General features: G+C 62.8%; 9 protein-coding genes. 6 read left to right on the top strand and 3 right to left on the bottom strand.

The window, feature by feature from the left end; all coding sequences use genetic code 11:
* Positions 1–20 precede the first annotated feature (20 nt).
* The 5 genes from FHT08_RS16280 (at position 21) to FHT08_RS16260 (ending at position 6355) form a co-directional block, all read left to right on the top strand.
* Positions 21–1205, top strand: coding sequence for an FAD-dependent monooxygenase (locus FHT08_RS16280; protein WP_166775779.1), 1185 nt, complete (start codon positions 21–23; stop codon positions 1203–1205).
* 417 nt (positions 1206–1622) lie between these two features.
* Positions 1623–3734 (top strand): methyl-accepting chemotaxis protein, encoded by a 2112-nt coding sequence (locus FHT08_RS16275; RefSeq protein ID WP_166775777.1) that lies wholly within the window; start codon positions 1623–1625, stop codon positions 3732–3734.
* 379 nt (positions 3735–4113) lie between these two features.
* Positions 4114–4530 carry a hypothetical protein gene (locus tag FHT08_RS16270; RefSeq protein WP_104537838.1) on the top strand — a complete coding sequence of 139 codons (417 nt, stop codon included), beginning with the start codon at positions 4114–4116 and terminating at the stop codon, positions 4528–4530.
* Between the two features lie 778 nt (positions 4531–5308).
* A complete protein-coding gene (locus FHT08_RS16265) occupies positions 5309–5860 on the top strand; it encodes a CPBP family intramembrane glutamic endopeptidase (RefSeq protein ID WP_104606749.1) in 552 nt (183 codons plus the stop codon).
* 120 nt (positions 5861–5980) lie between these two features.
* Complete coding sequence (locus tag FHT08_RS16260; RefSeq protein WP_104537839.1) at positions 5981–6355, top strand: nuclear transport factor 2 family protein; 375 nt, start codon at positions 5981–5983, stop codon at positions 6353–6355.
* A gap of 140 nt (positions 6356–6495) precedes the next feature.
* Here the strand turns inward: FHT08_RS16260 and FHT08_RS16255 are convergent, their stop codons facing one another.
* Together FHT08_RS16255 and FHT08_RS16250 are read right to left on the bottom strand one after the other, a co-directional pair.
* Entirely contained in the window at positions 6496–8289 is a 1794-nt protein-coding gene (locus FHT08_RS16255) for a methyl-accepting chemotaxis protein (protein ID WP_166775774.1), read from the bottom strand.
* 310 nt (positions 8290–8599) lie between these two features.
* On the bottom strand, positions 8600–9676 hold the full coding sequence (locus tag FHT08_RS16250; RefSeq protein WP_166775772.1) for a catalase family protein: 1077 nt from the start codon (positions 9674–9676) through the stop codon (positions 8600–8602).
* Positions 9677–10500: 824 nt separating this feature from the next.
* Between FHT08_RS16250 and FHT08_RS16245 the strand changes: the two genes are divergently transcribed.
* Positions 10501–10869, top strand: a complete 369-nt coding sequence (locus FHT08_RS16245; protein WP_055844487.1) for a hypothetical protein — start codon at positions 10501–10503, stop codon at positions 10867–10869.
* 45 nt (positions 10870–10914) lie between these two features.
* Here FHT08_RS16245 and mobQ read toward each other — a convergent pair whose 3' ends face one another.
* The gene (gene mobQ, locus FHT08_RS16240) at positions 10915–12513 is read right to left on the bottom strand and encodes a MobQ family relaxase (RefSeq protein WP_166775770.1); all 1599 of its coding nucleotides are present in this window, start codon (positions 12511–12513) and stop codon (positions 10915–10917) included.
* Positions 12514–12594 lie beyond the last annotated feature (81 nt).

Here is a 12594-nt window from a genome sequence, read left to right as displayed (position 1 = left end):
TATTCCTCGGGTGATCCGTCATGTCGCGTCGCATCCTCATCACCGGCGCAAGCGTCGCCGGCAACACCGTGGCTTGGGCGCTCGCCCAGCGGGGATTTGACGTCAGCGTCGTCGAGCAGGCCGCGCAGTTTCGCGATGGCGGGCAGAACATCGACGTGCGCGGCGTCGGCCGCGAGGTCCTGCAGCGAATGGACCTGGAGCAGGCCGCACTCGAGCACGGCACCGGCGAGGAAGGCACCGCCTGGGTCGACGAACACGGCCATGCGGTGGCGACCTTCAAGACCGACGACATCGACGGCGATGGCCCGACCGCAGAACTGGAAATCCTGCGCGGCGACCTCGCCCGCCTGATCTACGACGCCGCCCGCCAGAAAGCCGAGTATCGGTTCGGCGACCGCATCGTCGGCATCGACGACGACGGCGATGCGGCCACCGTCCGCTTCCGCAGCGGACGCCGCGACCGCTTCGATGCCGTCATCGTCGCCGAAGGCGTCGGCTCGGCCACACGCGAGATACTGTTCCCCGGCGAGAACGACCCGCGCTGGATGGATCTGACCATTGCCTACTTCACCATCGCACGCGCCGCCGACGATGACCGCCTATGGCGCTGGTATCACACCACCGGCGGGCGCAGCATCTCGCTGCGCCCGGACCAGCACGGCACCACGCGCGCCATGCTGTCGCTGCAGAAGGTTTCCGAGGGCGAGCAGGACTGGGACATGGCAACCCAAAAGGCCTACCTGCGCGAACGCTTCACCGACGCCGGTTGGCAGGCTGCGCGGGTTTTGGACGGCATGGACACCACCGACGATTTCTACTTCGATGCCTTGCGGCAGGTGCGCATGCCGCGCTGGCACGCTGGCCGCGTCGTGCTGACCGGCGACGCTGCCTGGTGCGCAACCCCGCTGGCCGGCATCGGCGCCACCCTGGCGGTCACCGGCGGCTACGTGCTGGCCAACGAGATCGCACGCGCCGCGACGCTAGAACAGGCCTTTGCCGCCTACGCCGACGCCATGCGGCCGATGGTGGAACAAGGCCAGGGCGTGCCGAAGATCGGCCCGCGCCTGATGAATCCGCATAGCCGGCTCGGCATCCAGCTGCTGCACGGCGCACTGAAATTCGCCAGCCAACCCAGCATCCAGAACATTGCCGCCAAGCTGATGACGCCGTCGATGAAGGCGCCGGATCTGTCGCGCTATGACTGAAGCGGTCTAGATCGGTGGCGCTGCTGACGTAGCGGCACTGTGTGCCTGTATTACATCGACACCCGCAAGTGGCCGCAGCCCCTCGCAGCGGCCGTCGCAACGACTCGGCGACCCGCCGAAACCGATCCGCCTGTTGCCGACGCCGACCGGCGCTGCAGCACTGCCAAGCGGCCGCGCTTGGCGGCTTGCGACTTCGATCGCCCTGGCCTGGCGGCAGTGCGACGCCAACCGAAGATGAATCCCACCGTGGCGAGCGGTTTCATTTCTGATGACGCAGGCCGCTAACGAACACGTCGAGACATCCTTCGTGCAGCGGTCACGCTGCCGACCCCATCGGTGTCCCGGGCGCATCGCCTCCCAGCTGTTGCTGGGACTCTTCCTGCTTTTCCGCTAGCCGGATCACCGATCAAACTCCCTATGCCACTGCTTTCGAATCTGCGCATCGGTCAGCGCCTGGCCCTCGGCTTCCTCGCGATCATTGTCCTGATGGTGATCCTCACCATCGTCGGCATCCAGCGCGTGCGCAGCATCCACCAGCAGCTCACCGCCATCAACGAAGTCAACAGCGTCAAGCAACGCTACGCGATCAATTTCCGCGGCAGCGTGCACGACCGTGCGATCGCCCTGCGCGATGTCGTGCTGCTGGACGACCCGGCAGAGCGGCACACGGCAGAGCAATCGATCGACAAGCTCGCCGCGGACTACACCCGCTCGGCGCAGCCGCTGGACGACATGATCGCGGCCTCCAAGGACGCCGAAGAAAAGGCCATCCTCCAACGCATCAAGGCCGTCGAACAGCGCACCATGCCGCTGATCGCGCAGGTGCGTGCATTCCGCGATGGCGCCGACAAGCCGCATGCCGAACAACGCCTGCTGCAGCAAGCGCGCCCCGCCTTCGTCGCCTGGCTGGCCAGCATCAACGCGTTCATCGACCTGCAGGAAGCCAAGAACCGCGCGGCCGCCAAAGACGCGGTGACCACCGCGCGTAGCTTTGCCATGCTGATGGTGGTTTCCACCATCATCGCCTTGCTGCTGGGCGCAACCATTGCGTTGTTGCTGACGCGCAGCGTGGTGCTGCCCTTGCGCCAGTCGCTGCGGCTGGCAGAGCGCATCAACGATGGCGATCTGCGCAGCCAGGACCTGCCCACCAGCAAGGACGAATCCGGCCAGCTGCTGCGCGCCATGCAACAGATGCAGCGCCGCCTGCAGGATGTGATCTCCGCCCAGCGCAACATGGCGGCCCGCCACGATGCCGGCGAGATCAGCTATCGCACCGACGCCCGGCAGTTCCCCGGCGAGTACGGGCACATGGTGCAGGACACCAACACACTGGTGCATGCGCATGTGCAGACCCAACTGCGCATCACCGAGGTCATGGGCAGCTATGCGATCGGCGACCTGGCTCCCGAAATCGAACAATATCCCGGCGAAAAAGCCGCCATCACCGCCACCATGCAGCAGGTGAAGCAGAACCTGCAGGCCATCAACGCGCAGATCCAGCAGCTCACCCAGGCTGCGTGCGCCGGCAACTTCGCGCTGCGCGGCCAGCCGGAAAAATTCGAGCACGACTTCCGCCTGATGGTGGAAAACCTCAACACCATGATGGCCACCTCCGACACCAACCTGGCCAGGTTCTCCGACCTGCTGCGCTGCATTGCCGATGGCGACCTGACCGTGCGCATGAGCGGCAACTTCCACGGCGTGTTCGCCTCCATGCGCGACGATGCCAACAGCACCGTGCATCGCCTGACCGACATCGTCACGCATATCCAGACCACCTCCAACAGCATCGGTTTTGCCGCCGAAGACATCGCCAGCGGCAATCAGGAACTGTCCCGCCGCAGCGAACAGCAGGCCGCCAGCCTGGAAGAAACTGCCGCCTCGATGGAAGAGCTGACCTCCACCGTCAAGCAGAATGCCGAGCATGCCGGCCGCGCCAATCAGCTTGCGCTGGGCGCCGCCGCCATCGCCTCGGAAGGACGCGACGTGGTTGGCCAGGTCATCGAACAGATGTCCGGCATCGAGGCCTCGTCCAGGCGTATCGCCGACATCATCTCGGTCATCGACGGCATCGCCTTCCAGACCAACATCCTGGCCCTCAATGCCGCCGTCGAGGCCGCACGCGCCGGCGAACAGGGCCGCGGATTCGCCGTGGTCGCCTCGGAAGTGCGCACCCTTTCGCACCGCTCATCGGACGCCGCCAAGGAGATCAAACGCCTGATCGACGACTCCGTGCAGCGCGTCGCCGACGGTGCAACGCTGGTGCACAAGGCCGGCACCACCATGGGCGAAGTCGTCACCAGCGTCCAGCATGTCACCGACATCATGGGCCACATCTCCGCCGCCTCGCAGGAACAGGCCGGCGGCATCGAGCAGGTCAACCTGACCATCGCCCAGATGGACGAAACCACCCAGCAGAACGTCAGCCTGGTCGAAGCCGCGAGCACGGCGGCACGTTCGCTGGAAGCGCATTCGACCCAGCTGACGCGGGCGGTTGAGGTGTTCAAGGTCAATGCGTCGGTGATCTGACTGGCCGGTAGCGCGATCTGCTCGCGGCGAGACGGACCAGGGCTGACTTCGGGCGATCGGTGATGCCAACCTGCGCTGCCCGCCTCCGGATTCCTGCGCGGTTGGTGTGGAAGCCGATGGCGGCAGCGCATCGGCAGTCAGGGCCGAGGTGGATCGGCCACTGATGCGCTCGGTCACGAAAAAATCCCGGTTCCATGGTCATGCATTGTCGTTCCCGGGCGCATTGATCAATTGACGCGCCTGTCGCTGCCAGCTCTCGCGCATGGCTGACACCTGTGCGAACGCATCTTGGCAACGTGACGCTGCATCATACTGATGTGATCGCTACATCCGCGCAGCGCGCTGAGGACATCAGCGACCATCTCCACTACACACGAGCATGACCACCGCCATGGAACGTATCCGCTTCCTCCGCATGCCAGTGCTTGCAACGCTTTTTGTCATCTCGCTTGCCGCGTGTGCGGCGTCTGGCCCCGTCACCAGCCAGCCCATCGAAGGCCCGGTGCGGCTGGGAGAAATCGCAGCGGTCGATGGCCCCAGGGTACGCCCCGACCACGTCATCGAAGACAGCCGTTGCCCATCCGATGTGCAATGTGTGGTGGCCGGCCGATTGATCCTCAGGGCGACCGTGCTCGGCGGCGGCTGGTCCAAACAGGTCGATCTCACCCTTGGCGTTCCGATACCTGTTGCCGATGGCCAATTGACGTTGCTTGCTGCCACGCCCGCACCAGCAAACTCAGCAGCGGCCTATGTAGCCGACATGCGCTTCACCTTCAGTTTTCAGGGTGGCCGCTGATCAAATCATTGCTTCCACTTCAGATCCGAGGCGATGTAGCGCGAGCGCGAGGCCAGCAGCAGAGCATTCTAGGATTGCCCTCTCGCCGGGGCAAAGCAGTGCTCCATTCGATCTATCCATGCTGCCAGCTGCTCAAACGTGTCAGCCTCGATGGGGCTTGGTCATTGTCGACGACGCTTGCTGCCTGCAGGTCGCTCAACGCATCCACCACCGTTGTCATCCATTGCTCGTTCAACTCTCCCAAATTTTCCAAAACGCCGTGGGAAGCGCCTAGCGCATCCGGATCCACATGCCGTTGGTGGTGCTATGTGCCAGTCGTCGCAAACGCAGCCGAGCTACCAAGTGATGCCGGCTTCAAGCACAGCGTTTGCCTGACAGACGTCAGCAGGCACCGGTAGCCAATGCAGCTTCTGCAACATGGCACCATCGCCTGAAAACATACCTGCACGCTAGACCGCACGCGTCGCCTTTGGCTGGGCCCGATACGACGTCCGGATCATGCTCCAGAGCCTGAAGGAGCTCCTGCCTCCATTCCTCTTCGTACGCGCAGCCTTCGTGCGCGCAGCAATCCATGCCCTCTGGCACAGGACGCTTGTCGCTCCTGTTGCTACCGTTCGAGAACTTACTCAATCCTTCTTCCAGCATGTTTCAACAAGGCTCCCCAAGCGCACATCCCCGCCCGGTCTTTTCTGCAATGGGACATCCTTTGGCACGAATCGCAGCGATCGCGGCCATCCTCGCGCTGGCGCATTACCGCTGGATGCAGTTTCCCTGGCGTATGCCGCTTGTTGGCATTGTAGGTATCGCATTGGTTTGGCTCGAAACGCGCTCGTTGAGCGCCTGCGGGCTCCAACACCGGCCATTGCGCGCCTGGTTCGGCTGGACGCTGCTGCTGCTCGCGCTCGTCGTCGGCTTCGTCAACCCGGTCATGCAGCCGTTGATCGACGCGCTAACCGGGACCAAGGCCGACTACAGCGGCTACGGCGCTCTGCTTGGCAACTTCAACGCTGCCGCCCACCTGGCAGGCGGCGCCTGGCTCAGCGCCGCGCTTGGTGAAGAGCTGGTCTTCCGCGCATTCTTGATGCACCACCTCGATCACCTGCTGGGCCGCCATCGTGGGGGACAGGTGATGGCGGCAGTGGCAGGGGGAGCACTCTTTGGCGCGATGCACCTTACCCAAGGCATCTCGGGGGTGCTGCTGACCGGACTCGTCGGCGCGTTGTTTGGCTACGTCTACCTGCGATCAGGACGCAACCTCCGGGCGATGATCCTGGCGCATGGGTTGATCGATACGTGGGGCATTGCGACGCTATATCTGGGTTGGTACTAGCGGGCACCCACCACGATCCACTTGCTTGGGCACCTAACTGCCAGGAAATCCTTCGCCCGCCATCCGCAGATGCTGTGCGATGGCGACTTGCCCTCCCCTGCATGAGCAGACTGCCCAGACATGACCACCGTTAACGTGCTCTCGATCGTTCAAGCGCAGCTGGACGCCTACAACGTCAAGGATATCGACGCGTTGCTGGCGACCTATGCTGACGATGCCGAGCATTACGCCTTGCACGGACCACAGCTGGCCAAGGGGCATGCCATGCTTCGCGAGCGGTTTCTCACCCGCTTTCAAGAGCCGGACCTGCATGCGCGGCTGTTGTCGCGGACCGTCGTCGGCAACATCGTCGTCGATTCGGAACTCATCACCCGCAGCTTTCCTGACGGGATCAGTCGTCTTGAGATGCTGTGCATCTACGAGGTGGTCGATGGGAAAATCCAGAGAGCCTCATTCGCTACCGGCGCACGCATTGGCGCCACACCGGCTCCATGAAACGTTCCAGCTGATCGGCTCGTGCCGTGCGCCTTTTCAGCATGGCCGCGGAAAATGCCATTGAAGGCATCCTGATTTCCAGTGCACCGCCCCGCCCCTTGGCATTAGCAAATAACAGGGCAGCGCAGTGGCTGCATGCGTCAAGCAGCCAATGCGAGCTTCGCCTTGCCACCGACGCTGCGTGAACTGTTCGCAACACTCTGCACCAGAGCGGTCGCCTGATCTTCAAGTGCGCGGGCGGACGATGCCATGGTGTCAACGAGAGCGGAATTCTGCTGCGTCGCTGCATCCATCTGCGAGATGGTTTGATTGATCTGCTCGATGCCAGCGCTCTGCTCGTGACTGGCCGCGGCGATGCCACTCATGATGTCGTTGACCTGCTTCACCGAGGAAAGCAACTCTTCCATGGCCTTGCCCGCCACGTTGACCTGCTCCGCCCCCTGACCCACCTTGGCACCCGAATCGGCGATCAGGTCACGGATCTCCTTGGCGGCCATGGTGCAGCGCTGGGCGAGGCTGCGCACCTCGGAAGCGACGACCGCAAAGCCACGCCCCTGCTCGCCTGCCCGTGCCGCTTCCACGGCCGCATTCAGCGCAAGGATATTGGTTTGAAACGCGATGCCGTCGATGACGGTAATGATTTCGCCGATCTTCCGCGATGACGCCTGGATCGCCGCCATGGTGCTGACAACACCATTGACCAGCTCACCGCCGTGCAAGGCGGTCTCTGCGGCCTTGCTCGCCAGGGAATTGGCCTGACGCGCACCGTCAGCGTTCTTGCGAACGATGCTGGTCATCTCCTCCATGGAACTTGCAGTCTCTTCGAGGGCGGCCGCCTGCTGTTCCGTGCGCCGCGACAGGTCGTCGTTGCTGCGCACGATATCGCCGGCCGCAGTGCTGAGCGTGTTCGCCACCTCGCCCAGCTGACGTCCGGCTTCCACGTCCATCAATGCTCCAACTGCGCGCAAAGGCGTGCCATCTGCCGCGCGCTTGGTCAGACCGCGCGCGCGGAACCATCGGTACTGGCCGTTCTTGAGCTGCAGGCGATACTCGATATCGAAGTTGGTGCGGCCACTGCGATCATTCAAATGCGCCGCGAATGCGTTGAGAGAACGCTCCTTGTCTTCCGGGTGAAGCCGTGACGCCCAGCTATCGAGCACATTGGGGAACTCCTGCTCGGACTCGAAGCCAAGGAGGTGGCGGAACTGCTGCGACCACCAGAACTCGTTGTTCGGATTGATCGGGTCACCCGCGATCACGCTCATGTCCCACAAGCCATCGCTGAGCATCTGTGAGCCGAGCTCGAAGCGCGTCAGGGTGATGTCGAGGAACTGCTCCCGCTCGCGGCGCTCGGTGATGTCGGTGAGCGAACCGGCCACGCGCAGCGGCACGCCCTGCGCATCGCGCTCGGTGGTGCCGAAAGCCCGGAACCAGCGGTACTCGCCGGACTTCAGACGCAAGCGGTTTTCGACGTCATAGGGTGTTCGACCACTGCGATCGGCGAGGTGCGCCGCGAAGGCATCTAGCGTCGGCTGCTTGTCATCCGGGTGCAGACACGCGACCCAACTGTCCAGGACATTGGGAAAATCCTGTTCGGTAGCAAAGCCCAGCAGCCGACGCATCTGCGGCGACCACCACACAGGGCTGTCGGGATGACTGGGATCTCCGGCAATCACACCAATATCCCAAAGCCCGTCGGTCGTACCGCTGGCGACCAGCTCGAAGCGGCCCTCCAGATGGCGCAACGCGATCGTCGCGTCTTCCACCTGGGCCCTGGCCAGATCACGCTCCTGCTCAGCCGCACACAAGCGCTCGGCCATCTTCTTGAGAAGCACGGCCGACCCGTTGTTGGGCCATTGCGCACTGCCACCTTTCAACGTGGCATCAACCGCTTTGGTCAGTGCTTCCACCTTGTGGCTGTCGGAGAAAAACATAGCGACCTCTGCTGCTTGCGTTGGGTATGCGTCCCTAGCGGCAACGATCGGCGTTTCTTGATGGCCCTGTCTCTATCCAGCAACCTGCACGAGTCGAGCATTCAGCTGGACACGATCAGCAACACGGGTGCATGGGGGATGCCGTCTGTCGCTCCTTTCCAAACGGGGTGATGTGGCCCTGGCATGCCACACTGGTCGCCACAGTTGCTCGATGATTCATCAGAACCTTCGTCTGGCATCTGCGATCCGGGGGCGCTCCAGCCCCACGGATGCATATGCACTGCATGACACGCTCACGCAGCGAGAACTGCTAGAGGCGGGCTGGCTCGTGGATCGGGCAGCGATTGAACTCGGAGCGGAATCGGCGCGATGCTGCCATCACGATACGGCGCGCCCGGTTGATCGCGCCCAGCGGCCGGTGAGCGGCTAGAGCATGCCACGGCGAGAAGGCGATACGGTCTTCCAACTGCAGCGATTTCTCCCCGTCCCAGCCGGCCTGACGTTCGACGACTACGCGCGCTACCGCCACAAAGGGGCTGATGGATTCGGACCACTCTACCGACGCATCCTCAAGCGGCATCTTTTCCACATCTCGACACAGCTGCACGCGCAGCTCCCACTCGGCCGGGCTGGCCAGGGTGCTGATGGAGTGATGAACGGCCTCACGCTGCGCATCCTGAGAGTCGCCCACTGCCTGACCGTCGAGTTCAATGAGGTTTCTAGACACCGGCGCAAGCGAGAACTTGGCGATGTAGCGCCCGTAGAGGAACGGCACCTGCGAAAAAAACGTCTCGCCCAGCGGATGAATTTGCGGCTGTCCGCCCATCTGCTTGATGCTGCCACTTCCCCCGCCGATCTTTTCAAGGGTGTTCTCGACCCCCCGGAGCACTTTCGAAAGAGCTGCCTTGGCGCGTGGCGCTTTTTCCGTGGTCGTTGCGAGGACGCGGAAATTACGCAGAAACCCGTCGGGACCCGGGGTAGTGAACGAAGGGCCATTGACCATCAAGAAATCCTGACTGTGCTTCTCGTCGCCACCCTCGACGCGCTCACCGCTCACACCCAACACCTTCAGCGCCAAGGCACGCGGGGTCGAGACAGCATCGCTCAGTTGTTCTGCAGGTGGCGATGACAGGCGGATGTAGGCAGCGTATTGCCCGGGCTCTGCGAACAGGCCTTGTCGTAGCTCTTCGGGGAGATCGTTGAAGACGGTGAGTCTGGCGGTGAACAGGCCCTGCCCTTTCGCGTGGACCGCGCGGTGCGCATGCCCTTCCTTTTCGGCCACGGTCATTGCCATGTCGACGAACAGCGATTCCAGGGAACGAATGGTTTCCTGCTCACTGACGCTGGGCGTTTCCAGATCGGGGCGGTATTCGACGGGCGCGTTCATGAGGTTCCTGGCTTTATGGCTGGTGAAGCCAATGTGCTCCACCTGCTGTTTACGCTCCGTCGAAGCCAAAAAACGGCAACGCTCGATGATGCACAGGCCTGTTCCGCCTGGCCCTTGCAAAGCGCAGTCACCAGTGGGCAGACGATCCAGCCCACGCCCGGCATTCCGCTCGCCGCCTGAAGAGCACATTTGATAAGCCGGCAATCAAGCACTGCCTGGAGATCGACGGGAACACGATGGCCAAACGACCAACAGCCGGTCTTGGTGCGGCTCGATGATGCGGGATGCGCATGCGCGCGGTTCCTCTGCATGCCTCCTGCTATCCACTCGGCCAGAATCGCCTATCTCAATTTGAATCAACGATTTATGAGCAAGTGGCGGAGAGAGTGGGATCGGATCACCTCCGAATTAACCCATTCAATCCGTTGCAGAAAGCGTGCTCGGCAGGTTTCCTGTCAATGTTTCCTCGATCATAACGCCGGGCCTGACTCGATTGCTAGCGCCCGCTTGCCATCGGCAAGTTGCTGACGCCATTGTCTGTCTGCATAAACTCGGACCTCACAGGCATGAGCAACTCAAACAGCCCGCTTGAAGCACGTGTCGCCGTGTTGGTCGATTACTCCCGTTGCCTCAGCGGACCATGTGCTTCTACAAACGACAAATCGGCGACGCCGACCCAGTTGAAGTCTTTCCTATTCGTCAATTGGCATAACTGCCATCGAATTTCTTCGCGTATTCAAATTTGTGAAATGCAGCCACAAGCGAGCTCTTGCGTAAGCACCGTTTCTTGGTTGGATGAGGGCTTACCCAACACAGGAGCACCCATGCACCACCAAACGCAAATCCAAGTCGCCAGCCGCCTGCTCGGCCACCTCCTCCAGCAACACACCACACGCCTTCCCCCGAACCAAGTCGAGGACATCCAATACGCGCTCGATTTGGCGGCAGAGTTGCTACGGCTCGGCGCGCCAGGGCCGGCCAGTCAAACCCAGGCGTCAGCCATGGCACCTTCTCAACCCATCCTCGTCAAACGAGCGGCCGTGGATCGCAGCGTCGTGCCGACCATGCCTACCTCCATTGAGGAGTGGCGAGAGGCGCGCAAGAAGAAGGACAAGGACAATGTCCCCCGCCCCAAGGAGCCCATTGGGATTGAACGCGCAGACTTGCGCCCTCGCCCTCGCGCCTGCCGCTAGGGCCCAAGGAAGAAAGCCCCGCATCTGCGGGGCTTTCGATATCCATCAGGGCCGCGGCCGGCGGCGTGTTGGTTGCGGCGCTGGCACTGACACTGGCATCGGCGAAGGCTTGGGCATAGCTGGAGTAGCGTTAATCGGCGCAACAGAGCGAGAAACGGAATCGAACTCTGGACTGGCAAGCATCGCCTCGCTCCACTGCTCCACCTGAGCGGCGCGGATCTCAATCTCGTTCTCGTCGTCGTTCCACCGCTGCTCGGAGACCGCTGCCCGGGTTGTCGCCAGTTCGGCTGTGCGCTTTTCCAGGACGGCCAACCGCCGTCCTCGTCGCTTTTCCCATTCTTGAGAGGACCACTCGCCATCGGGGCGAGGATGGTCGCCGTTGAACTGCTCCCATGCTTGCTCAGCCAGGTGGAAGAGCTTCTCGGCACGCCCCAAGGCGCTGGTTCGTTGGGCGAACTTCACCGCGCTGCGCTTGAGGCGGCCCAGTCGTTCGACCAGCCCATCAAGCCCTCGGCGAAGGTCGGCGTTGTCGACAAACGTCGCCGTTTGCGCCGTCCAGTTCCGCAACAGTCGCTGGGTTGCCACCAACACCAGGTCGGACCGAGTCGAGAGGATCTCTGCAAGGTCACGAGCCGCTTCCATGACCAACTCACCGATGGAGCGCATTGGTCGAGGTTCCATCTCTTCTGCAGACCAACCAAGCGCTTCGGACAGGCGCATGCCTCGAAGCCCGTGGATTTCCAATCCAGGCAAAGAGGTCGGGAGATCGTTCCTGGAGCCAGTCCGGCGTCGACGGTCACGCTGCGCCTGGTTATGGCTATGACCATTGGAGCCCGGAACTGCCCTGCCCTCTTGCTCGGCTTGAGCGAGCAACTGTTCAAAGGCTTCCTCGTTCTCTCGAACGATGCGCTCGTTCTCAGCGGCACGGTCGGTCATCACCCCCCTACGAGCCAATGCCGTGGCGGTCTTGCCCATGTGTTTCGTGGGCTGCCGGGACAGCACCATGGCTTCGGCCCAGTCACCGCGAGCCAGAGCATCTTCGGCCTGCACTTCGAGGCGGCGGTGGTCGACCCGAGCATCGATGCCGGTAGCGGCCAAGTGCTCATTGATCGTGGAGGCGAATGTGTGGCGAACCCATTCGATCTCGATCTTCCCAGACGCGCCGCCATCCAACTCCCGCGTCTTCTCGGCAAAGCCGTCGCTGGTCAACCGCCGCGTGGTGGCGAGGAGGTGGACGTGATGGTTCAGGCCGTCACGGGAGCCCGGCGAGTGGATGCTGGCTTGCACAGCAAACCCGTAGCGGGCGACCAGCGCTTGGCCAATGGCCACAGCGAGATCGGACCGTTGTTCGTCATTGAGCTCGTGGGGCAAGGCGACCTCGAACTCGCGGGCCACCACCGAGTTCTTGCGGTTCTCCGCCGCCTCGGCTTTCGGCCAGAGCTCCCCAGGGATCAACGCCCAGTCGGGCGCGTCCTGGGGGACCAGGCAGATGGTCTCCACGACACCACCGCGGCGGCGGTAGTCGTGGCGCTGTCCGGTGATGTGATCGATGAGAAGTAGACCAGCGCGGTAGGCAGCGGCTGCGACAGCGGAATCGCCTCGGGAACGACTAAAAACTTTGACGCGAGAGTGGTAGATGGCCATGCAGAGCTCCGGATGAGGTTGCTCTCTTTATGCCGTGGCTTTTGATTTGCGCAAGCGCGGAGCGCTTGGGGGTCCGGGGGC

It is taken from the genome of Xanthomonas sp. CFBP 8151 (assembly GCF_011761885.1).
GTDB lineage: Bacteria > Pseudomonadota > Gammaproteobacteria > Xanthomonadales > Xanthomonadaceae > Xanthomonas > Xanthomonas arboricola_B.
This window is presented reverse-complemented; position numbering and strand designations above follow the sequence as displayed.